Genomic DNA, 20,424 nt, shown 5'->3' on the forward strand with positions numbered 1-20,424 from the left:
CGACCCTGTTCCCGGTTGGCCTGCTATTGATAGCCATGGCATCGATCCAGTCCGGCGCCTCGCTGGCGAAAAGCATGTTTCCGGTGGTAGGCGCACAAGGCACAACCACCTTACGGCTGATCTTCGCCAGCATAATCATGCTGCTACTGCTACGACCCTGGCGCGCCAGGCTGACCGCCAAATCGCTGCGCACCGTGATCGTCTATGGCATGGCATTGGGCGGTATGAACTTCCTCTTCTATATGTCACTGCGGACCGTACCGCTGGGTATCGCGGTTGCACTCGAATTCACCGGCCCGCTGGCCGTTGCCATATATGCCTCTCGTCGAGCCATCGACTTTCTATGGATAGGCCTGGCGGCAATCGGTCTGCTGCTTTTAATACCTACCGGTGCAACATCCGCCGGAATCGATCTGGTCGGAGCCGGGTATGCATTGGGTGCCGGCGTTTGCTGGGCACTGTATATCCTGTTCGGCCAAAAGGCTGGCGCAGACAACGGCGTCACAACTGCAGCATTGGGCGTCATGATCGCCGCACTGTTCGTTGCGCCCATCGGCATCGTTCATGCCGGCGCTGCGCTGCTCACCCCTTCGTTGATCCCTGTCGCCATTGGCGTCGCAATTCTGTCCACCGCCCTACCCTACACCCTGGAAATGGTTGCCCTCACCCGCATGCCCACGCGCACTTTCGGCACGCTGATGAGCATAGAACCAGCATTCGGAGCCTTGTCCGGTCTACTGTTTCTGCAGGAATACCTCACGCTGTCACAATGGATGGCGATTCTGTGCATTATTCTGGCGTCGGTCGGTGCGACGCTGACCATGGGCAGCACCGCCAAACCGGCCATAGCGGCGGATTGAAACGGGATTTGACGAAGGTCTGGCATTTGGCGCTGATTTAGGCCATGTTTAGGCCGCTAACTCAGTGCCAGATATGGATTTTTTCGTACAGGGATTTCACCACGCTTCATGCGCTATCGAATGCAGGCAGACCCGAGCGACAGACTCGAGGCTGCTATAAGGACGGTAATGAAACGAATTTTGATATTGATCGCCATATTGGCAGTAGCGGGTTGTGCGGCGACCTCGGAAACCCAGGTAAAACGCGGAAAAAAAGGCCTGCACATCAACTGCTCGGGGCTCTCGTCTTCCTGGGACAAGTGTTACGCCAGCGCCGTGAATGCCTGTGCGCCAAAAGGCTACAAAGTTATCGCCAAGTCAGGTGACGCTGTGGAAGAGCCCGGCGACTATCCATTCGGCCTCAATCCTGCCGGCTATACCAGTCGCAGCATGATCGTCATCTGCAAGTAAGCGCACGTCAGGTTCGCGGCCCTGCTATTTGCTTGCGGATTTCGTCGTAGCTGGACTTCAGCACCGTGCGCTGGACGTCCGGTGTCGCCAACATCCGCGCCACTACCAGCGCGCCAACGCACTGCGACAGGATGGCCCAGGCGAGGCTTTCGCTGCCCAGTGTCTGCGCCCAGTTTTGTTGAAGCCGACAGATCCAGTCTTGCGCCAGCTGACGAACCGCATCGTCCGAACGGGCAATCTCGGCGCCCAGGGCGGGCAAGGCACAACCGTTCTGCGCACTCTCGACATGCGCCATGCTGAGGTATTGCCGCAGACAGCGATCCAGCTTCTGCAAGTCCTGATCCCCTTCCAGCCGGCACAGGCTTTGCCCCAGCTCGCGCTCCACAATCGCAGCAAACAGTTCATCCTTGGACGAGAAGTGGCTATAAAAAGCTCCTCCGCTCAAACCGATCGCCTTCATCAGGCCATCCACCCCCACGGTAGAGAACCCGGACTGCTTCGCCGATACGGCGCTGCTCTGCAAGAGCCTTTCTCTGGTTTCCAGCTTGTGGTTGGCCGAATAACGCATCGCCTTGCCCTCAGAAGTAATCACCTTGACGCTAGTCGGATCCTAGCATAACGTTCGTTCACTTAACGATCGTTTACTAAAGGGATCTACCCATGAATAACAAGAAGGTCGTATTGGTTGTCGGCGCGGGTGACGCTACCGGCGGGGCGATTGCAAAGCGCTTTGCCAAGGAAGGATTCATCGCCTGCGTCACACGGCGCAGCGCCGACAAATTGCAGCCTTTAGTCGACGCCATTCAGGCAGAGGGTGGCGAAGCTCACGGTTTTGCCTGCGACGCGCGTAAGGAAGAAGACGTTATTGCGTTGATTGAGGACATCGAGGCCCGCGTCGGGCCAATCGAAGCATTCGTCTTCAACATCGGCGCCAACGTGCCCTGCAGCATTCTCGAGGAGACCGCACGCAAGTATTTCAAAATCTGGGAAATGGCCTGTTTCTCTGGTTTCCTCAACGCTCGCGAAGTGGCCAAGCGCATGGTCACTCGCCAGCGCGGGACGATTCTATTCACCGGCGCAACCGCCGGGCTTCGAGGTGCCTCGGGGTTCGCGGCATTTGCCGGTGCCAAACACGGTATTCGTGCCTTGGCGCAGAGCATGGCGCGTGAACTCGGGCCGATGAACATCCATGTCGCCCATGTGGTGGTCGATGGCGCCATCGATACCGACTTCATCCGCAACAGTTTCCCCGAGAAGTACGCGACCAAAGATCAGGACGGCATCCTCAACCCCGAACACATCGCCGAAAACTATTGGTACCTGCACAGCCAGCCTCGGGACGCATGGACCTTCGAGCTGGATCTGCGTCCCTGGAATGAACGCTGGTAAGCCCTCCCCCCTTCATAACAATAAAGAGAGCAGACAAATAATGACGAAGACCGTGGAGTTCTATTTTGACCTCGGCAGCCCTGCCACTTACCTGGCGTACACCCAACTGCCGAAGATCTGCGCCGAGACCGGCAGCCAGTTGATCTACATTCCGATGCTGCTGGGCGGCGTATTCAAAGCCACCGGCAATGCGTCGCCGGCAATGATTCCGGCCAAGGGCCGCTACATGTTTGAGGATCTGGATCGCTACGCCAAACGCTACGGCGTGCCCTTGAAATTCAACCCACACTTTCCCATCAATACCCTGACGTTGATGCGCGCGGTGACCGGCATGCAGCTACGCCATCCCGAGCGGCTCGAGGTATTCATCGACTGCCTGTTCCGGGCGCTGTGGGTTGAGGGTCGCAACATGGATGATCCGCAGACGGTTGCTGCAGTGCTGACGGAACACGGATTTGATCCAGCTGAAACGCTGGCACTGACCGCAGACGAGCAAGTGAAGACTGCGCTCAAGGACAACACTGAGCGAGCGGTGCAACGAGGGGTGTTTGGTGCACCGAGCATGTTCGTGGGTGATCAGCTGTTCTTCGGCCAGGACCGACTGGACTTCGTGGTTGAAGCCCTGAGCTGAATACAGGCGCCGCCATCGGCGCCTGATCTTGCGATAATCAGATAGCAGCTGTGCGTGTGTTCAACCACTCAAGCGCAGCGCCATCGAGCAGCGGAGCGAGGCGCTCACGCACTTGGGCGTGATACGCGTTGAACCACTGTTTTTCGTCCTCTGTCAGCAGCGCTGGCACCAGGCAGCGGGTATCGATTGGGCACAGCGTAAGCGTTTCAAACTTGAGGAACTCACCGAACTCACTGCTGCCCGCTTCGCGGTTCATCGCCAGGTTCTCGATGCGCACACCCCAGCGGCCAGGACGATAAGTGCCCGGCTCGATCGATGTGATCATGCCCGCTTGCATGGCAGTGTGAGGCGCCGCTGCGGCCTGATAGGCGATAACCTGCGGACCTTCGTGAACGTTGAGGAAATAGCCAACGCCATGCCCGGTGCCGTGTCCGTAATCGACATTGTCAGCCCAGATCGGCGCACGCGCGATGGCATCCAGCAGCGGCGACAGAATGCCTTTCGGGAACTGTGCCCGCGACAACGCAATCACGCCTTTCAACACGCGCGTGCAGTCACGTTTCTGCTCTTCAGTCGGTGTACCGACCGGTACCATCCGCGTGATATCGGTCGTGCCGCCCAGGTATTGACCACCCGAGTCGATCAACAACAGGCCATCGCCCTCGATCACCGCGTGCTCTTCTTCCGTGGCGTGATAGTGCGGCATCGCGCCATTGGCGTTGAACGCGGCGATGGTGTTGAAACTCAGCGACACATAGTCCGGACGACGCTCACGGGCGGCCGTGAGTTTCTCGTCGATGGTCAACTCGGTAATGCGTTCGCGCCCCCAGGCTGATTCCAGCCAGGCAAAGAATTCGCACAGCGCCGCACCGTCCTGCTCCATCGCCTGACGGATATGCCTGGCGTCGGCTTCACTTTTCTGCGACTTGGCCAACGTTGTCGGGTTAAGCCCTTCGACCAGTTTCACGCCGCTGTCGAGGTTATCCAGCAAACCGCTGGTGACGCGTGCCGGGTCCACCAGCATGCTCGCGCCGCTCGGTACCGCACGCAGTGCATCCGCGACTTCGCTGTAGTCGCGCAACGTCACGCCATCCTTTTCAAGCACCGCGCGCAAATCAGCATCGACTTTGCTCAGTGCCACGAACAACGTGGCTTGCTGTTGGTTGATCAACGCAAACGAAACAAACACCGGGTTGAACGAGACATCACCGCCGCGCAGGTTGAACAGCCAGGCGATATCGTCAAGGGTGGCGATGAAATGCCAGTCAGCTCCGCGCGCCTGCAAGGTTTCGCGCAGTTTGGCGAGTTTCTCGCCACGGCTGACGGTCGCTTGCGGCGGCAGATGCTGATAGATCGGCTCGTTGGGCAAGGTCGGGCGATCGCTCCAGACTTCGCTTAACAAGTCGATGTCCGTGCGCAAGCGAGCACCGCGCTCCTCGAGCTTGCCATCCAGGGTGCGCGCCGAGGCCACTGCCATCACCGCACCGTCCACTGCCACCACACCACCTTCGGGGGTTTGCTCAGCAAGCCAGTCCAGTGGCCCAGGCTGGCCCGGTTGCAGCTTGACCAGTTCGATGCCACTGCCCTCAAGCTCCCTGGTCGCCTGCTCCCAATAACGGCTGTCGGCCCAGACTCCAGCGAAGTCCGGTGTGACGATCAGCGTGCCGACGGAACCATGAAAGCCCGATAGCCACTGACGCCCTTGCCAGTAACCCGGCAGGTATTCCGACAAATGCGGGTCTGCTGACGGCACCAGCAGCGCATGAATGCCTTCGCGACGCATCAGTTCACGGGTGTGCGCCAAGCGCTGGGGCACCGATCCTTCGGTCGAGGTCTGGGTACTCATCATGTCTCCTGCTAATCACTTCATCGTTATTGTTGAAGCGCTGAGGTGCATGGGCGCTTTAAGACCTATTGCCAGAATGCCGGAGCACTGGTGCAGGCCGTTTTTATCAGGTCTGCCGCCTGGTCAATGTCCTGCGCGGTGGTGAACCGTCCAAGACTCAAGCGGATGGTGCGACTTGCCGAGTGGGTGTCATGCCCCAGGGCGAGCAACACGTGAGAGGGGGCGTTGCTCGCGGAATTGCAGGCCGACGTCGCGGAAAAAGCGATCGAATGGCTCAACGCCGCGGAATTGAACTCACCCTCGGCAAACGTCAGGCTCAGGGTGTGGGGAATGCGTTGCGACGGGCTACCGTTGAGACGAACGCCGGGAATGCTTGAAAGTTGTTCGAGCAGGCGTTCGCGCAGACCGGCAACGATGACTTTTTCATCCTCGAACAGCTGCGCCGCCAACTCGAATGCCACACCCATGGCCGCAATCTGATGGGTAGCCAACGTACCCGAGCGCAAGCCGCCCTCGTGCCCGCCACCGTGAATCTGTGCGTGCAGGCGTTGTTGCGCACGGGGACCCACGTACAACGCACCGATACCTTTAGGGCCATAGATTTTGTGGGCGGAAAACGACATCAAGTCCACCGGCAATTGCGCCAGGTCGATGACGACCTTGCCGGCGCCCTGCGCCGCGTCGACGTGAAACAAGGCATCACGCGCACGCACGATGTCGCCAATGGCGGCGATATCGTTGACCGTACCCAGTTCGTTATTGACCAGCATCAGCGAGATCAGGAAGGTGTCTTCACGCATGGCTTCGCTGACCGCCTGCGCGGTAATCAGGCCATCGGCATCAGGCACCAGGTAAGTGACCGCGACCCCGGCATCCTGCAATTGCCTGGCCGTGTCGAGTATCGCCTTGTGCTCGATCTGACTGGTAATGACATGGCCGCCAGCGACGCCTCGCGCCTGGGCCACGCCCTTGAGCGCCAGGTTATTCGATTCGGTGGCGCCGGAAGTCCAGACGATCTGATCGGCCTCGGCACCCACCAGGTTGGCGACCTGCCGGCGGGCATGTTCTACGGTTTGCCGAGCCTGTTGCCCGAACGCATGGGAGCTGGACGCGGGGTTACCGAAGTTGCCGGTGAAACCCAGGCACTCGACCATGACCTTGATGACCCGCTCATCCACCGGAGTGGTGGCGGCGTAGTCGAAATACAACGGGCGTTTATTCATATAAGACTCGCAGAGCAGGTTCCGGGATCAGGAATCTCGTTGCTGGAACGGCACAGCGCAGCCTCGTGAGCTACGCCGACATCCCAGAACGTTAGAAATACCTGATCGGATGCCGTTAAAGAAGAACAACTTCATTTAAAAGTGCGTAGGAACGCTCCTGAAGTCGAGCTTAACAGGCATCGGCCAACCGGTTGAAGCAATGCGTCAGCCGATGCTCTCCAGCAGCAGCGGATAAAGCGATATCACCAGCAGCGCGGCCATGCCCCAGTTGAACACGCGCAACCAGCGGTGATCCTTCAACACATTGCGCAGCAGCGTACCGCAGGCCGCCCAGACGCCGACGCTGGGCAGATTGATCACGGCAAAGACGGCGGCAATCACGATCACATTGATGAAGTAGCCCTGCATCGGTGTATAGGTACTGATGGCGCCAATGGCCATGATCCAGGCCTTGGGGTTCACCCACTGAAAGGCCGCCGCACCCAGGTAGCTGATCGGCTTGCCCTTGCCGTCCTCGCTGTCGGACACCGGTCCGGAGTGGGCGATCTTCCACGCCAGATACAACAGATAGGCGGCGCCTGCATAACGCAACACGGTGTAAAGCAATGGATAGCTCTGAAACACCGCGCCCAAGCCAAAACCCACCGCCACTACCAACACGAAGAAGCCACAGGTGATGCCAAGCATATGGGGGATGGTGCGGTTAAAGCCGAAATTCACGCCCGATGCCAGCAGCATGGTGTTGTTGGGCCCCGGTGTAATCGAGGTGACAAGGGCGAACAGGGCAAAGCCCAACAGCAGATCAAGCGAGAGGGTCATGGCAAGCAATCCATCAGGGTCATTCAGGTGTTGACCCTATCCCACGCGGCCCGGCAAACCCACGGACAGTTGGGTAAAACTTCTACCAGTACAGTTTGTTATCAGCTTGGCCGGCCGTGCAGCTGGACAGCACGTTCGGCGTTCATTTCGCCCTGTTTGTCGAAGCTGAAGGCTTTCTGCGGCTGGCCAAGCAATGCAGCTTTTTTCGCGTGGTACTCGTCAAACGACAGGCTGCGACGATTCAGATCTTCCAGGGCCAATTGGCGGCTTTCTTGCGGAGTGTATGGGCGTAACTCCGGGGAAACGTGGCCCGCACATCCAGCGAGTACGGAGGCAGCGAGCAACAGCAAAACGACGATGGAAGATTTCATGGCGTGGCGTCCTGGCATCTGGGTTCGGGGCAATGAACACAGGCTACTCGCGCCCCTCGCCGGGCAGAAATCAACGCTCTCGATAGTGGGTATCAAGCTTTCAGCCTCACTACCGCAAACACCTTGGAGGCAGACCGCCAATATTCTATATAGATCTATAAATATCTTTTAATGTTCTTTTGAGGAATAACAACGAGCCGTTATAACAACCCCATCGCGTCGGCATCACTGTTGCTCCTGCAACTGTTGGCCCGGCAACAGCGAATCAACAAACAGCACCCGGAAGCGACAGTGGTAAGCGCCAGGCGGGGCGCAGCCCCCATGAAACAAGGCTTTCAGGGGTTGGTATAGCTCTTGCTCAACCCAGTGACTACTCACTGCTCCCCGAGCAACTGTTTAAAAGGAACTGATCATGTCGCGCCCATTGAAAGTCGTTGCCGTCTCCGGTGGCACCTGGCGTCCATCCCGTACCCTGGCACTGACTCAAGCGCTGTTGGCCGAGTTGTCCGAACACTTGGTGATCGAAAGCAAAGTGATCGAACTGGGCGACATTGCCCGGCCCTTGGGTTCGGCGCTGTCCCGCCAGGAACTGGGACCGCAGGTCGAAGCCGAGTTGCAGGCGATCGAGAACGCCGATCTGTTGATCGTTGCCGCACCGGTGTTTCGCGGCTCCTATCCAGGCCTGCTCAAGCACCTGTTCGACCTGATTGACCTCAATGCGCTGATCGATACGCCGGTGCTGCTGGCTGCCACCGGCGGCAGCGAACGGCACGCCCTGGTACTCGATCATCAACTGCGCCCGCTGTTCAGTTTCTTCCAGGCCCTGACGTTGCCGATTGGCGTCTACGCCACCGAAGCCGATTTCTCCAACTACCAAATAACCAGTGAGCCCTTGAAGGCCCGCATTCGTCTTGCTGCAGAACGCGCCGCACCGCTGTTCGGCGCGCCCCAAAAATCTGCTGAAAATCGCTTAAGGATCTCTTCATGGATGTTTTCTGGTTCCTGCCCACCCACGGCGACGGCCACTACCTGGGCACCACCCAGGGCGCTCGCCCGGTGACCCTCAACTATCTGAAGCAAGTCGCCCAGGCCGCTGACAGCCTTGGCTACCACGGCGTGCTGATTCCCACCGGGCGCTCCTGCGAAGATTCGTGGGTGATTGCCTCGGCACTGGTGCCGCTGACCGAACGTCTGCGTTACCTGGTCGCCATCCGGCCGGGCATCATCTCGCCGACCGTATCGGCACGCATGGCTGCCACCCTGGATCGCCTGTCCGGCGGACGCTTGCTGATCAACGTGGTCACCGGTGGCGACCCGGATGAAAACCGCGGCGACGGCAGTTTCCTTGATCACAGCGAACGCTACGAGGTGACCGACGAGTTCCTGAAAATCTGGCGCCGTGTGCTGCAAGGCGAATCGGTTGATTTCGAAGGCAAACACCTGCGGGTCCAGAATGCCAAGGCGCTGTATCCACCGGTGCAGAAACCCTATCCACCGCTGTACTTCGGTGGTTCTTCGCAGGCTGCCGCACGATCTCGCGGCCGAACAGGTCGACGTCTACCTGACCTGGGGCGAACCGCCCGCCGCCGTGGCGCAAAAACTCGCCGATGTGCGTGAGCGCGCTGCGCGCCATGGCCGCAAGGTGAAGTTCGGCATTCGGCTGCACGTGATCGTGCGCGAGACTGCCGAAGAGGCATGGAAAGCCGCGGACAAACTGATCGAACACATCAGCGACGAGACCATTGAGGCCGCGCAGAAATCTTTTTCGCGCTTCGACTCCGAGGGTCAGCGGCGCATGGCGGCGCTGCACGACGGTCGCCGCGACAACCTGGAAATCGCCCCGAACCTGTGGGCCGGCGTCGGCCTGGTGCGCGGCGGTGCGGGAACTGCACTGGTCGGCGATCCGCAGCAAGTGGCGGCGCGGATCAAGGAATACGCAGATCTGGGTATCGAGAGTTTCATCTTCTCCGGCTATCCGCACCTGGAAGAGGCTTACCGCTTTGCCGAACTGGTGTTCCCGCTGCTGCCAGAGCCCTACGCGAGCCTGGCCGGGCGCGGCGTGACCAACCTCACCGGGCCGTTTGGCGAAATGATCGCCAACGACGTACTCCCGGCCAAAGCCACGGCTTAAAGGGTGCTCCCAGTGGGAGTGAGTCTGCTCGCTACCACTGGGGGATGTGCATCGAATTTCCTGAGGAACCCCCGTGACTGCCAAGCCACAAAGCGCCTTGATATCCCCGCTGCAGACCGCCCGGCAACTGGCCGCGCAGTTTGCACTCACCGCTGTCGAGCGCGATGAACGCGGCGGTACGCCCAAAGCCGAACGTGATGCGTTGCGTGAAAGCGGCCTGCTCGCCTTGAGCATCCCCACCGAATACGGGGGCCTGGGCGCTCGCTGGAGTGAAACCCTGGCCATCGTGCGCGAGTTCGCCAAGGTCGACAGCTCGATCGCCCATGTCTTCGGCTTCCATCACCTGATGCTCGCCACCGTGCGCCTGTTTGCCCGGCCCGAACAATGGCAACCCTGGTTTGAGCAGACCGCGCGCAAGAACTGGTTTTGGGGTAATGCCTTGAACCCCCTGGACACCCGCACCGTAGTACGCAAGCTGGATGGCTGGCGCGAGTTCTCCGGCAAGAAAAGCTTCTGCTCCGGTGCCAGCGATTCGCAAATGCTGATTGCCTCGGCGGTGGATGAAACGGCCGGTGGCAAGCTGTTGATCGCGGCGATCCCCAGCAGTCGCAGTGGCATTACCCTGCACAACGACTGGAACAACATGGGCCAGCGCCAGACCGACAGCGGCAGTGCCACCTTCGAACGGGTGCGGGTGGAGGAATCGGAACTGCTACTCGACCCAGGCCCGTTGAGCACGCCATTCGCCTGCCTGCGCCCACTGATCGCCCAACTGACCTTTACCCACATGTTTCTCGGTATCGCCGAAGGCGCCTTCGATGAGGCTAGGGCATATACCCTTACCGAAACCCGCCCCTGGCATAAATCCAACAGCCGGGAGGTCAGCCAGGACCCTTATGTACTGGGTCATTACGGCGAATTCTGGGTGGCGCTCGAAGGCGTTCGATTGCTCGTGGAGCGTGCCGCCGACCTGCTCGACAAGGCCTGGGCAAAGGGCCCGAAACTCAGTGCCGAAGAACGCGGGCACTTGGCGATTGCCATCGCTACCGCGAAGGTCGCCGCTACCCGCAGCGGCCTGGACCTGTGCACCCGCCTCTTCGACGTCACGGGTGCGCGTTCGACTCACGCCTCCCTGCGACTGGATCGCCACTGGCGCAACCTGCGCACGCAAACCCTGCACGACCCGCTGGATTACAAACTCCACGAGCTGGGTGACTGGGCGCTGAACCAGGCGCTGCCGGTGCCGACGTTCTATTCCTAGCCTGCCATTCATGGAGCGAACCCCATGCAACTGCTGACCTTACCGCCCTCGCCCGCGTTGGCCACCTCAATCCGAGCCACCGCCCAAGTGTTCGAAGACCCGAAATCCCAAGCTTTGCTTGCGCACTTGCAGCAGGTGGCGCCGAGTGAGGCCAGCGTGCTGATCATCGGCGAAACCGGCACCGGCAAGGAGCTGGTAGCCCGACACATTCATAACCTGAGCGCGCGGCGTAATCGCCCTTTCGTCGCCGTGAATTGCGGCGCCTTCTCCGAATCCCTGGTCGAGGCGGAGCTGTTCGGGCATGAGAAAGGTGCGTTTACCGGTGCACTCAGTGCCAAGGCCGGCTGGTTCGAAGAGGCGAATGGCGGCACCTTGTTCCTCGATGAAATCGGCGACCTGCCGATGGCGATCCAGGTCAAGTTACTGCGCGTGTTGCAGGAGCGCGAAGTGGTGCGCCTGGGCTCGCGCAAGAGCATTCCGATCGATGTACGGGTGCTCGCCGCCACCAACGTGCAGTTGGAGAAAGCCATCAACGCGGGGCACTTTCGCGAGGACCTGTATTACCGCCTCGACGTGGTCAGCCTGGAACTGAGCCCGCTGCGCGATCGACCCGGCGACATCCTGCCGCTGACCCGGCACTTCGTCGATGCCTACAGCCAGCGCCTGGGCTACGGCACTATCACGATCACCAAAGAGGCTGAACTGAAACTGCGCAGCTACAGTTGGCCAGGCAATATTCGTGAACTGGAAAACGTCATCCACCACACCTTGCTGATCTGCCGCAATGGCGTGATCGAACGCGATGACCTGCGCCTGTCGAACATGCGCATCGAACGTCAGGACGACCAGGGCGGCAGCTTCGACGACTCCCCGGAAGCCCTGCTCGAGCGGGCATTTGAAAAACTCTTCGAGGAACAGGCCGGAGCGCTGCATGAAAAGGTCGAGGATGCATTGCTGCGCGCAGCCTATCGCTTCAGCCATTACAACCAGGTGCACACCGCCGCACTGCTGGGGCTGAGCCGCAATGTGACGCGCACCCGGCTGATCAAGATCGGTGAACTGGCGGTGAACAAACGCCGGCCTGCGGAAAACCTCCAGGGTGAGCGCTTGATGCAGCTGTCTATCTAGCCCACCAGATGGCAGTGCAGCGCGTTGTCATGACTACGTTCCAGGCTGTGCAACACCTGGAACGAGCCGAAGGTCACGGTCTTCGCCTGATGGGCACGAATCAATTGCCAGAAATCCTGCTCGCCACTTTCAAACTGCTGGAACGCCGCTTCCCCAGCTTCGCGCGTCTGCCATTGAAGATAGTTGAGCACCCTCCGGCCATCTTCGCTGGCCTGGATACTGGCACTGAGGAAACCCGCGTAGTCCTGAGCCAGGCGTTCGGTTTGCATCGATAGCGCCGACACCAGTGCCGGTTGCTGATGAGGTTCGATCTCGAACTCGATTAGTTGGGTAAAACTGCGATTTTTCTCTGGCGCCTGCATGAAAAAGTCCCCGTCTGTGTATGCCGGACATTGCGATCCGAAGGCTTGCAGGGTAAAACCTCCAGTTAAGTCAAGGTCAAGAGGGATTTTTCAAATGATGACCCCGCCCCCCTGCAGCGGGAACTCACGGTCGGCCAGGTTGCCGCCCGCAGCGGCGTGGCAGTCACCGCGCTGCACTTTTATGAAACCAAGGGCTTGATCAAGAGCAATCGCAACCAGGGCAACCAGCGCCGCTACCCGCGGGAAGTGTTGCGCCGGGTGGCGTTGATCAAGGTGGCACAACGCCTGGGCATTCCGTTGGCAGAGATTGGTAAGGCGCTGCAATCGCTGCCCGATAACCGCGCACCGACCGCCGCCGACTGGAGGGTGTTGTCGGCGCAGTGGAGCCGGGATCTGGATGAGCGGATCAACCAGCTGACGTTGCTGCGCGACCGGTTGAATGGATGTATTGGTTGCGGATGCCTGTCGATGGAGGCCTGCCCGTTGCGCAATTTTGGTGATGTTTTGGGGGACCGTGGACCTGGGGCGCATTTGCTGGAGGAGGACTGAGTGCTGGCGAAGGGTAAAGTAGGTCAAAAGATCGCAGCCTTCGGCAGCTCCTACTATATTTGTGGGACATTCTCAATGCATAAAAACCTGGGAGAACCGCCATGAGCGTCAAACCCATTCCAGAGGGCTATCACAGCATTACGCCATATCTGGGTATTCAAAAAGCTACCGAAGCCATCGAGTTCTACAAAAGAGCCTTCGGTGCCGTCGAAGTGATGCGCCTGGCGATGCCCGATGGTGGAATCGGTCACGCCGAGTTGCGCATAGGCGATTGCCCGATCATGTTGGGCACCCCCTGTGATCAGGGGCCATTGAGCAATCCCGATGCGTCCCCTTGCGTGGGATTGCATCTGTACGTCAATGATGTGGATGCCTCGTATAAACAGGCGATTGCTGCTGGTGGCATTGTCGTGTCCGAGGTCAAGGATCAGTTCTATGGTGATCGGTCCGGCACGCTCAAAGACCCCTACGGACACCTGTGGTTTCTGGCCACGCGCAAGGAAGATCTGACCCAGGAGCAAATCGAGCAGCGCGCGCAGGAAATGTTCCAGCAGGGCTGACTTCCCGGTCCGCCTCCACCGTTACCTCGACGCTGGAGGCGGATTAACGACGCTAGAAACATTTTCTTGCATATGCGGGTTCGGGATTTTTGATTCTCATTCGTCTTATATAGATGCAGTCTGCTCGCGTAGGCAAAAGCCACGAGCGACTTTTCATCGACCCAACGCTGGGGAGCCTGCAGCCAAGGTCCTCTCATCGCTATAAGACTTACATCATGTCGAAGAAATCCCGTTCCAAAATCTGGTTTCTGGTGCACAGCTGGCTGGCGCTGCCGATCTGGTTTTTTGTACTGATCGTCTGCGTGACCGGCACACTTGCCGTGGTCAGCCAGGAGATCGTCTGGCTGGCCAATCCGCAAATGCGCGCCAGCCAGCCTTCCGATGATGCCCCGATGCTCAACTACGACCAGATCGTCGCCGCGATCAAAACGGCCGAGCCGAACACCCTGGTCGAAAGCATCAGCCGTCCCGACGAGTCGCACTTTGCCCTCGACGTCGAGGTCAGCTACCCGGACGGGCGTTCGGTGACGGTCTACGTCAATCCTTATACCGGGGTCATACAGGGCACGGCGCCGCAATTCAATTTCAAGGCCTTCACCCGCGCACTGCATGGCTGGTGGCTAGTGCCGTTTACCAACGGTTACAGCTGGGGCTGGTACCTGGTGTCGTTCCTGAGCCTGCCGATGCTGGCGTCCCTGGTCACCGGGCTGGTGGTGTACAAGAAATTCTGGAAAGGCTTCCTCAAGCCGACCCTGCGCATTCGTCACGGTGCACGAATCTTCTGGGGCGACTTTCACCGGCTCAGCGGCATCTGGTCGATCTGGTTTATCGCGGTAATTTCCGTGACCAGCACCTGGTTCCTGATCGAGGCATTCATGTTCGATAACCAGGTGACGATTTCCACTGCCCCGGTGGCCCTGGTAGTGCCTCGAGAGAGCGTGCCGGTGAGTACCGATGGTTCGCCTGCGCCGATGATCAGCCTGCAGAATGCGATTACCCAGGCCAAGGAGCGTATTCCAGGGTTGGAGGACAGCTTTGTCAGCATGCCCGCCAATGCCTACAGCTACCTGACGGTAGGCGGACGCAGCTGGTACCCGCTGATGTTCCAGACCGCCGATATCAACCCCTACACCGGTGAAATCGCTTCCAATCGCCTGCTCTCGGATCGCTCATCGCTGGAGTTCGTCACCGAATCCATGCGCCCGTTGCACACCGGTGACTTCGGCGGCTTGTGGATCAAACTGATCTGGTTCTTCTTCGGTCTGCTGTTGAGCATGATGGTGCTCAGCGGTCTGCTGATCTGGACCAAACGCACTGCGCTGGCCACCGCCAATGCGCTCAAGCGCGAAAACAAACGTGCCCGAGTGCCAACTGTCCCTCGCCACGAAACCACGGAGGTGAGCCAATGAGCCTGCTCGTTGCGGATAAACCCTCTTCGAAACTGAGCCGTTTCTGGCACAAGTGGCGCTTCCACATCAATGTCCTGCTGTTGCTGGTACCGCTGGGTTTCATGCCCAAGTACTTCGCCGATGCCGCGCTGTTCCGGGGTGATACCGGTTTGGGTGAACGCGAAGCCGGAGAAGTGCAGGTCGGCCCCTGGAGCCTGCGCCTGGCTGAACTGCGCAACGAAGCGCCGCGACTGGATGGGCCCGCCGGCTACATGAAGAGCTTCAACGCCGCGCTATGCGACAGCTGCCGCGACCAGGTCAAGGCCACCTACCTGCGCATCGGCAAGCCCCGCAGCCTGCGCGCCGCCGGGGTGATTTTCTTTGGCACGCCTTACCGCATGGGCGCCATGTTGCCGATCCCGGAAAAGACCAAGGCCGATGCCGAACTGTGGATCACCATGGAGGGCTGGGACGGCGCCATGCACCAGGCTTCCATGCCCCTGAGCCAGGCATCCCCCGCCACCATCGAGTGGCTGACCAAACAAGGAGGCAAACCATGACTTCTCGCAGTCATCTGCGCAACCTGGTGCTGGCGCTCTGCGCCGGATTCAGCACCAGCGCCCTGGCCCATAACCCGATGTGCGAATGCAAGGCCGTCGACGCCGAACAGATCGAATGTACCGGGGCTTTTCCGATGGCAGCGGTGCCCCGGGTGTGACCCTGGATGTGATCGGCTACGACGAAACCATTCTGGTGCCCGGCAAGCTCGGCGCCGATTCGAAGATGACTTTCAAGAAACCCGCCGCCGAGTTCTATGTGCTGTTCGATGCGGGCCCGGGCCATGTGGTGGAAATAGACCAGGCGGACATCCAGACCCCATGAGCACCCCCACAAACCAGATAGTCCGCCCGGCCGGAGCCGGCCACGAAACGCTGTACGTATTGCTCTTGTGCCTGATGATCCTGGCCGTGGCCGCCTCGGTCGTGGCCTGGCGCCATGAGTCCCAGGAGGTCAGCACCGTAGCCAGTCATCAACTGGATGCGCGCCGCGACCTGAGCGCTTCCGAACAGGGCATCTACGCCGACCTGCGGGTCACGCTCGACGAGATCCACTTGTTGCGCCAGGAGCAGCAGGCATTGCCAACGCCGGTGCTGCTGGCTGACGAAGGCTTCGCGCCATTTGCCCAGGACGCCAGCTCGGTCAGTCGTGGCAGCCATGCCTGGGAGTTGCTGCAGGACCAGGCTTATTTCGGCCAGAGCCAGTCTCCCGACGTGGCCGGCTCTTTCCTGATGCGCCTCACCGCTGGTGACGATGAGCCGGACATCTGGCTGCATCGCGGCAAAGCCCTCAAGGCGCCAGCCGATCTTGCCGACTCCGCGCTCGAAAGCGCCGGCTGGCAGCAGATCGTCGCGCAATTCGATGCCGGCGTCACTCGCCAGCATCGGCACTGACCCCTCGCCTTTACCCGAGAGAAACCGCTTTCCCATGCCTATTTCATCTCAACGTTTCATGCGCGCCCTGCTGGCTGGCCTGTGTGCTTGCCTGCTGAGCCCGCTGGCCAGCGCCGATCAAGCCAAACGCCTGCGCATCGGCATCACCCTGCACCCTTATTACAGCTATGTGGCGAACATCGTCGGTGACAAGGCTGATGTCGTGCCGCTGATCCCGGCCGGTTTCAACCCGCACGCGTACGAGCCACGGGCCGAGGACATCAAGCGCATCAGCGGACTGGATGTGATCGTGCTCAACGGCGTCGGCCATGACGACTTTGCCGACCGCATGATCGCCGCCAGCGAAACGCCAAACATCAAAACCATCGAGGCCAACGAGAACGTGCCATTGCTGGCCGCTACCGGCGTCGCTGCGCGTGGTGCCGGCAAAGTGGTCAACCCGCACACGTTCCTGTCGATCAGCGCTTCGATTGCCCAGGTCAACAACATCGCCCGCGAGCTGGGCAAACTCGACCCGGACAATGCCAAGACCTATACCCAGAACGCCCGCGCTTACGGCAAGCGCCTGCGGCAGATGCGCGCCGACGCCTTGGCCAAACTGACGCAGGCGCCGAACGCCGAGCTGCGCGTTGCCACGGTGCATGCGGCTTACGACTATCTGCTGCGCGAGTTTGGCCTGGAAGTGACGGCGGTGGTCGAGCCGGCACACGGCATCGAACCGAGCCCGAGTCAGTTGAAAAAGACCATCGACCAACTGCGCGAACTGGACGTGAAAGTGATCTTCTCGGAGATGGACTTCCCATCGAGTTACGTCGAAACCATTCAACGTGAGTCGGGCGTCAAGCTGTACCCGCTGTCACACATTTCCTACGGCGAATACACCGCCGACAAATACGAAAAGGAAATGACCGGCAACCTCAACACCGTGGTTCGGGCTATTCAGGAGTCGGGCGCATGACTGTCCAGGAGACCCTGATTGTCCAAAGCACCGGCCCGACCCTGGATTTTGCCGACGTCGGCCTGACCCTCGGCCGCACCACGATCCTTGACCAGGTGACCTTCCAGGTACAGCCCGGCAGCATTCATGCACTGGTCGGACCCAACGGGGGCGGCAAGAGCTCGCTGATCAAGACCCTGCTCGGGCAAATGCCCCACCAGGGCCGCCTGAGCCTGCAATGGCCAGGCACCCCGGGGACGATCGGCTACGTGCCGCAAGCGCTGGAGTTTGATCGCGGACTGCCGATGACCGTCGACGACTTCATGGCCGCGATGTGCCAGCGTCGACCGGCATTTCTGGGGGTGAGCAAGCATTACGCGGCAGCCATCGCTGATGCCCTGGAACGGGTCGGCATGCAGGACAAACGCAAACGACGCATGGGCGCTTTGTCCGGTGGCGAACGTCAGCGAGTATTGCTGGCCCAGGGGCTGATCCCGCCGCCGCAGTTGCTGGTGCTCGATGAACCCATGTCGGCTCTCGATGAAGCCGGCATCCAGGTTTTCGAGCGACTTCTCGGGCACTGGCGCCAAAGCGGCATCACGGTGCTGTGGATCGAGCATGACCTGGAAGCGGTAGGCCGTCTGGCGGACCGGGTCACCGGGCTCAACCGCCGGGTGCTGTTCGATGCAACGCCCAAGCAGGCACTGACACCGGAACGCCTGCTGACGCTGTTTTCCACCCATCCACGGAGCGCTGCCTGATGAGTTATGAAGCCTTTCGCCTGATGATTCAAGGCTGGGCGTCTTCGGGTTACCTGCCTGAAGCGCTCGCCTATGGTTTTGTCGTCAATGCCTTGCTCGCCGGCCTGTTGATCGGCCCGGTACTGGGCGGCCTCGGCACGCTGGTGGTGGTCAAGCGCTTCGCGTTTTTCTCCGAAGCCGTCGGTCACGCGGCGCTGACCGGCGTGGCCATCGGCATCCTGCTCGGCGAACCCTACACCGGTCCGTACGGCAGCCTGTTCGGCTACTGCCTGTTGTTCGGCATCCTGCTCAACTATCTGCGCAACCGTACCGGTCTGGCGCCGGACACCTTGATTGGTGTGTTCCTCTCGGTTTCTCTGGCGTTGGGCGCGAGCCTGCTGCTGATTCTGGCGGGCAAGATCAACGTACACATTCTGGAGAACGTGCTGTTCGGTTCGGTGTTGACGGTCAACGGCAATGACCTGGCGGTGCTGGCCATCGTTGGTGCGCTGGTCATGGCGCTGGCGCTGCCGTTGTACAACCGTATCATGCTCGCCAGCTTCAATCCGCAGCTGGCCGCGGTGCGCGGGGTGGCGGTGAAGACCCTCGATTACCTGTTCGTGATTCTGGTAACCCTGATCACCGTCGCCGCCGTGAAAGTGATCGGCGCCATTCTGGTCGGGGCCCTGCTGGTCATTCCGGCGGCGGCTGCACGGTTGCTCAGCCAGTCGCTCAAGGGCTTTTTCTGGTGCTCGGTGCTGATCGCCACGATCAGTACCCTGTGCGGCATTCTCGCGCCGATCGTTTTTGATCTGCCTATTCCATCCGGTGCCGCGATCATCCTGGTGGCCGGCATCGCCTTCGCCCTGGCGGCCGTTGCCCGTGGCGTCGTTCCTGGCCTGAAAGGGAATATCGGATAATGTCTTTTAAGTTGCGTCAACTAACCCTGGCGGTCGCCTTGTGCACTTTGGCCCACACGGCCTTCGCGGCCGACAGCACAAAACCGCTACGCGTGCTGGCCTCACTGCCGATCACCTATGGCTTGGGCGAAGTCCTGCTCAAGGGTACCAACGTCCAGCTCGAACGCGCCGCGCCGGCGAACCTGCCCGGCAGCCGGCAGACCGCCTACTTCACCGGCCGAGGTGCACCGGCCCTGGCCAAACTGGCGACCGATGCCGATGCCGTGATCGGCCTGCGTTCGTTGTGGGCCGACGACCCGCTCTATCCCATGTCCCGACGCAGCAACATCCGGGTCGTCGAAGTCGATGCTGCCCGCCCGGTGGACGGCGCCCTGCCCGGAATCGCCGTACAGCCGGACAACAAGGTCGACGGCCTCAACAGCCAGCCATGGTTGTCCAGCAACAACATGGGACGCATGGCGGATGTGATGGCGGCAGATCTGGTGCGCCTGGCACCCGCAGCCAAGCCGGTCATCGAGGCCAACCTGGCGACGCTCAAACAGCGCCTGCTGAAGTTCAGTGCCGACAGCGAAGCGCGCCTGGCCCGCGCCGACAACCTCAGCGTAATGAGCCTCAGCGATCATTTCGGTTACCTGATTGGTGGTCTCAACCTGGAACTGATCGGCCTCGACGCCCGCCCGGATGCCGAATGGACCCCGGAGGCACTCAAGCAACTGGCGGCCACGCTCAAGGACAATGATGTGGCCGTGGTGTTACATCACCGCCAGCCGTCGGATGCGCTCAAAGCGGTGATTACCGAGGCAGGAAGCCGCCTGGTGGTACTGAATATCGATGGGGTGGATCCGGTGGCTGAGCTGGAAGGGAATGTGGATTCGGTGATCAAGGGGTTGAGTGACCCAGCCGCACCCTCCCCCTGTAGGTGCTGTCGAGTGCAATAAGGCTGCGATCTTTTCTGCAGCCCAGGCACCAAAAAGCCCGCTGACTGTCACCAGTCCAGCGGGCTTTTTGTGACAGGCAGGCTCAGAGCACCGAAGCCGCCTGCGCGTCCATCTTCTGACGCAGGCTCAGCGGACGCATGTCGGTCCAGACTTCTTCGATGTAGGCCAGGCACTCTTTTTTCAGGCCACTCTTGCCCACGGTGCGCCAGCCTTCCGGCACGGCCTTGTAGTCAGGCCAGATCGAATACTGCTCTTCGTGGTTGACCACGACCTGAAAGAGGATGTCCTCGCGGTCGAATACTGACGTCATGCTGTTTCTCCATCGATGTAGGGTGGGCTGCACGCAAGTGCATCCGGTCTGTAGAAGGTACGTTCGGGACGCGGGAAAATTTAGAGACTGGCGGTGGCAGCGGCCATGGCCCTGCCAAAGATTTCGGCTACCTGATCGATTTCGCTGGAGGTAATCACCA

Annotated in this window: 22 protein-coding genes and 4 pseudogenes (1 of these 26 only partly in view); 18 read left to right on the forward strand and 8 right to left on the reverse strand. The window is 60.2% G+C overall.

Annotated features, from left to right (window positions below; genetic code table 11):
* Together rhtA and JFT80_RS13510 are read left to right on the forward strand one after the other, a co-directional pair.
* Positions 1–860 carry the 3' portion of a threonine/homoserine exporter RhtA gene (gene rhtA / locus JFT80_RS13505; RefSeq protein WP_201148190.1) on the forward strand. It extends 28 nt beyond the left edge of the window, so only the last 860 of its 888 coding nucleotides appear in the window; the start codon falls outside the window, past its left edge; the stop codon is at positions 858–860.
* Between the two features lie 168 nt (positions 861–1,028).
* Positions 1,029–1,310 carry a hypothetical protein gene (locus JFT80_RS13510; RefSeq protein ID WP_201148191.1) on the forward strand — a complete coding sequence of 94 codons (282 nt, stop codon included), beginning with the start codon at positions 1,029–1,031 and terminating at the stop codon, positions 1,308–1,310.
* A gap of 7 nt (positions 1,311–1,317) precedes the next feature.
* On the opposite strand, the gene JFT80_RS13515 is transcribed toward JFT80_RS13510, so the two are convergent.
* A complete protein-coding gene (locus JFT80_RS13515) occupies positions 1,318–1,878 on the reverse strand; it encodes a TetR/AcrR family transcriptional regulator (RefSeq protein WP_201148206.1) in 561 nt (186 codons plus the stop codon).
* A 92-nt stretch (positions 1,879–1,970) separates the two neighbouring features.
* On the opposite strand from JFT80_RS13515, the gene JFT80_RS13520 reads away from it, so the two are divergent.
* The gene (locus JFT80_RS13520; protein ID WP_201148192.1) at positions 1,971–2,699 is read left to right on the forward strand and encodes an SDR family oxidoreductase; all 729 of its coding nucleotides are present in this window, start codon (positions 1,971–1,973) and stop codon (positions 2,697–2,699) included.
* Positions 2,700–2,739: 40 nt separating this feature from the next.
* Positions 2,740–3,330, forward strand: a complete 591-nt coding sequence (locus tag JFT80_RS13525) for a 2-hydroxychromene-2-carboxylate isomerase (RefSeq protein ID WP_201148193.1) — start codon at positions 2,740–2,742, stop codon at positions 3,328–3,330.
* Positions 3,331–3,367: 37 nt separating this feature from the next.
* Here JFT80_RS13525 and JFT80_RS13530 read toward each other — a convergent pair whose 3' ends face one another.
* From JFT80_RS13530 to JFT80_RS13545, 4 genes are all read right to left on the reverse strand, one after another.
* Complete coding sequence (locus JFT80_RS13530; protein ID WP_201148194.1) at positions 3,368–5,176, reverse strand: aminopeptidase P family protein; 1,809 nt, start codon at positions 5,174–5,176, stop codon at positions 3,368–3,370.
* 65 nt (positions 5,177–5,241) lie between these two features.
* On the reverse strand, positions 5,242–6,399 hold the full coding sequence (locus tag JFT80_RS13535) for a cysteine desulfurase family protein (RefSeq protein ID WP_201148195.1): 1,158 nt from the start codon (positions 6,397–6,399) through the stop codon (positions 5,242–5,244).
* Positions 6,400–6,603: 204 nt separating this feature from the next.
* A complete protein-coding gene (locus JFT80_RS13540; protein WP_201148196.1) occupies positions 6,604–7,218 on the reverse strand; it encodes a LysE family translocator in 615 nt (204 codons plus the stop codon).
* A gap of 101 nt (positions 7,219–7,319) precedes the next feature.
* A complete protein-coding gene (locus tag JFT80_RS13545) occupies positions 7,320–7,589 on the reverse strand; it encodes a hypothetical protein (RefSeq protein ID WP_201148197.1) in 270 nt (89 codons plus the stop codon).
* 412 nt (positions 7,590–8,001) lie between these two features.
* On the opposite strand from JFT80_RS13545, the pseudogene msuE reads away from it, so the two are divergent.
* The 4 genes and pseudogenes from msuE to JFT80_RS13565 all read left to right on the forward strand — a co-directional run bounded on the left by msuE (position 8,002) and on the right by JFT80_RS13565 (position 12,109).
* Positions 8,002–8,563: pseudogene (gene msuE / locus JFT80_RS13550) on the forward strand (FMN reductase).
* A 10-nt stretch (positions 8,564–8,573) separates the two neighbouring features.
* A pseudogene (gene ssuD / locus JFT80_RS13555) lies at positions 8,574–9,720 on the forward strand (FMNH2-dependent alkanesulfonate monooxygenase).
* Positions 9,721–9,793: 73 nt separating this feature from the next.
* Entirely contained in the window at positions 9,794–10,981 is a 1,188-nt protein-coding gene (locus JFT80_RS13560) for an acyl-CoA dehydrogenase family protein (RefSeq protein ID WP_201148199.1), read from the forward strand.
* A gap of 24 nt (positions 10,982–11,005) precedes the next feature.
* Positions 11,006–12,109 carry a sigma-54-dependent Fis family transcriptional regulator gene (locus tag JFT80_RS13565; protein ID WP_122841314.1) on the forward strand — a complete coding sequence of 368 codons (1,104 nt, stop codon included), beginning with the start codon at positions 11,006–11,008 and terminating at the stop codon, positions 12,107–12,109.
* On the opposite strand, the gene JFT80_RS13570 is transcribed toward JFT80_RS13565, so the two are convergent.
* Positions 12,106–12,471, reverse strand: a complete 366-nt coding sequence (locus JFT80_RS13570) for an antibiotic biosynthesis monooxygenase (protein WP_122841315.1) — start codon at positions 12,469–12,471, stop codon at positions 12,106–12,108. The two genes, JFT80_RS13565 and JFT80_RS13570, sit on opposite strands and share 4 nt — an antisense overlap.
* A 111-nt stretch (positions 12,472–12,582) precedes the next feature.
* On the opposite strand from JFT80_RS13570, the gene soxR reads away from it, so the two are divergent.
* From soxR to JFT80_RS13620, 10 genes and pseudogenes are all read left to right on the forward strand, one after another.
* On the forward strand, positions 12,583–13,020 hold the full coding sequence (soxR, locus tag JFT80_RS13575; RefSeq protein ID WP_201148207.1) for a redox-sensitive transcriptional activator SoxR: 438 nt from the start codon (positions 12,583–12,585) through the stop codon (positions 13,018–13,020).
* A 101-nt stretch (positions 13,021–13,121) separates the two neighbouring features.
* Positions 13,122–13,580: a VOC family protein gene (locus JFT80_RS13580; RefSeq protein WP_201148200.1), complete on the forward strand. Its 459-nt coding sequence runs from the start codon at positions 13,122–13,124 to the stop codon at positions 13,578–13,580.
* Positions 13,581–13,795: 215 nt separating this feature from the next.
* Entirely contained in the window at positions 13,796–14,989 is a 1,194-nt protein-coding gene (locus tag JFT80_RS13585) for a PepSY domain-containing protein (protein WP_201148201.1), read from the forward strand.
* Positions 14,986–15,528, forward strand: a complete 543-nt coding sequence (locus JFT80_RS13590) for a thiamine pyrophosphate-binding protein (protein WP_122841319.1) — start codon at positions 14,986–14,988, stop codon at positions 15,526–15,528. Before JFT80_RS13585 ends, JFT80_RS13590 begins: the two co-directional genes overlap by 4 nt.
* Positions 15,525–15,850 (forward strand): annotated as a pseudogene (locus JFT80_RS13595) (hypothetical protein). Before JFT80_RS13590 ends, JFT80_RS13595 begins: the two are co-directional and overlap by 4 nt.
* On the forward strand, positions 15,847–16,419 hold the full coding sequence (locus JFT80_RS13600; RefSeq protein ID WP_122841321.1) for a DUF6162 family protein: 573 nt from the start codon (positions 15,847–15,849) through the stop codon (positions 16,417–16,419). The pseudogene JFT80_RS13595 and the gene JFT80_RS13600 overlap by 4 nt, the downstream one beginning before the upstream one ends.
* 34 nt (positions 16,420–16,453) lie before the next feature.
* Positions 16,454–17,377 carry a metal ABC transporter substrate-binding protein gene (locus tag JFT80_RS13605; protein WP_201148202.1) on the forward strand — a complete coding sequence of 308 codons (924 nt, stop codon included), beginning with the start codon at positions 16,454–16,456 and terminating at the stop codon, positions 17,375–17,377.
* Positions 17,374–18,117 (forward strand): metal ABC transporter ATP-binding protein, encoded by a 744-nt coding sequence (locus JFT80_RS13610; RefSeq protein ID WP_122841323.1) that lies wholly within the window; start codon positions 17,374–17,376, stop codon positions 18,115–18,117. Before JFT80_RS13605 ends, JFT80_RS13610 begins: the two co-directional genes overlap by 4 nt.
* Positions 18,117–19,016: a metal ABC transporter permease gene (locus JFT80_RS13615; RefSeq protein ID WP_201148203.1), complete on the forward strand. Its 900-nt coding sequence runs from the start codon at positions 18,117–18,119 to the stop codon at positions 19,014–19,016. Before JFT80_RS13610 ends, JFT80_RS13615 begins: the two co-directional genes overlap by 1 nt.
* The gene (locus JFT80_RS13620; protein ID WP_201148204.1) at positions 19,016–19,954 is read left to right on the forward strand and encodes a metal ABC transporter solute-binding protein, Zn/Mn family; all 939 of its coding nucleotides are present in this window, start codon (positions 19,016–19,018) and stop codon (positions 19,952–19,954) included. The genes JFT80_RS13615 and JFT80_RS13620 overlap by 1 nt, the downstream gene beginning before the upstream one ends.
* Positions 19,955–20,036: 82 nt before the next feature.
* Here the strand turns inward: JFT80_RS13620 and JFT80_RS13625 are convergent, their stop codons facing one another.
* Both JFT80_RS13625 and JFT80_RS25165 read right to left on the reverse strand, forming a co-directional pair.
* A complete protein-coding gene (locus tag JFT80_RS13625; RefSeq protein WP_201148205.1) occupies positions 20,037–20,264 on the reverse strand; it encodes an MbtH family protein in 228 nt (75 codons plus the stop codon).
* Between the two features lie 80 nt (positions 20,265–20,344).
* Positions 20,345–20,424: pseudogene (locus JFT80_RS25165) on the reverse strand (4-aminobutyrate aminotransferase); the annotation flags it as partial.

The sequence above is a fragment of the Pseudomonas sp. TH10 genome (assembly GCF_016651255.1).
Classification (GTDB): Bacteria; Pseudomonadota; Gammaproteobacteria; order Pseudomonadales; family Pseudomonadaceae; genus Aquipseudomonas.

Excerpts from the sequence above, each read along its gene's own strand:
- JFT80_RS13610 (WP_122841323.1), top strand. The coding sequence starts at position 17,374 with ATGACTGTCCAGGAGACCCTGATTGTCCAAAGCACCGGCCCGACCCTG.
- JFT80_RS13570 (WP_122841315.1), bottom strand. The coding sequence starts at position 12,471 with ATGCAGGCGCCAGAGAAAAATCGCAGTTTTACCCAACTAATCGAGTTC.
- JFT80_RS13625 (WP_201148205.1), bottom strand. The coding sequence starts at position 20,264 with ATGACGTCAGTATTCGACCGCGAGGACATCCTCTTTCAGGTCGTGGTC.
- JFT80_RS13600 (WP_122841321.1), top strand. The coding sequence starts at position 15,847 with ATGAGCACCCCCACAAACCAGATAGTCCGCCCGGCCGGAGCCGGCCAC.
- JFT80_RS13540 (WP_201148196.1), bottom strand. The coding sequence starts at position 7,218 with ATGACCCTCTCGCTTGATCTGCTGTTGGGCTTTGCCCTGTTCGCCCTT.
- JFT80_RS13585 (WP_201148201.1), top strand. The coding sequence starts at position 13,796 with ATGTCGAAGAAATCCCGTTCCAAAATCTGGTTTCTGGTGCACAGCTGG.
- JFT80_RS13615 (WP_201148203.1), top strand. The coding sequence starts at position 18,117 with ATGAGTTATGAAGCCTTTCGCCTGATGATTCAAGGCTGGGCGTCTTCG.
- JFT80_RS13520 (WP_201148192.1), top strand. The coding sequence starts at position 1,971 with ATGAATAACAAGAAGGTCGTATTGGTTGTCGGCGCGGGTGACGCTACC.
- JFT80_RS13530 (WP_201148194.1), bottom strand. The coding sequence starts at position 5,176 with ATGAGTACCCAGACCTCGACCGAAGGATCGGTGCCCCAGCGCTTGGCG.
- JFT80_RS13620 (WP_201148204.1), top strand. The coding sequence starts at position 19,016 with ATGTCTTTTAAGTTGCGTCAACTAACCCTGGCGGTCGCCTTGTGCACT.
- JFT80_RS13605 (WP_201148202.1), top strand. The coding sequence starts at position 16,454 with ATGCCTATTTCATCTCAACGTTTCATGCGCGCCCTGCTGGCTGGCCTG.
- JFT80_RS13525 (WP_201148193.1), top strand. The coding sequence starts at position 2,740 with ATGACGAAGACCGTGGAGTTCTATTTTGACCTCGGCAGCCCTGCCACT.
- JFT80_RS13535 (WP_201148195.1), bottom strand. The coding sequence starts at position 6,399 with ATGAATAAACGCCCGTTGTATTTCGACTACGCCGCCACCACTCCGGTG.
- JFT80_RS13515 (WP_201148206.1), bottom strand. The coding sequence starts at position 1,878 with ATGCGTTATTCGGCCAACCACAAGCTGGAAACCAGAGAAAGGCTCTTG.
- JFT80_RS13565 (WP_122841314.1), top strand. The coding sequence starts at position 11,006 with ATGCAACTGCTGACCTTACCGCCCTCGCCCGCGTTGGCCACCTCAATC.
- JFT80_RS13590 (WP_122841319.1), top strand. The coding sequence starts at position 14,986 with ATGAGCCTGCTCGTTGCGGATAAACCCTCTTCGAAACTGAGCCGTTTC.
- JFT80_RS13580 (WP_201148200.1), top strand. The coding sequence starts at position 13,122 with ATGAGCGTCAAACCCATTCCAGAGGGCTATCACAGCATTACGCCATAT.
- JFT80_RS13510 (WP_201148191.1), top strand. The coding sequence starts at position 1,029 with ATGAAACGAATTTTGATATTGATCGCCATATTGGCAGTAGCGGGTTGT.
- JFT80_RS13545 (WP_201148197.1), bottom strand. The coding sequence starts at position 7,589 with ATGAAATCTTCCATCGTCGTTTTGCTGTTGCTCGCTGCCTCCGTACTC.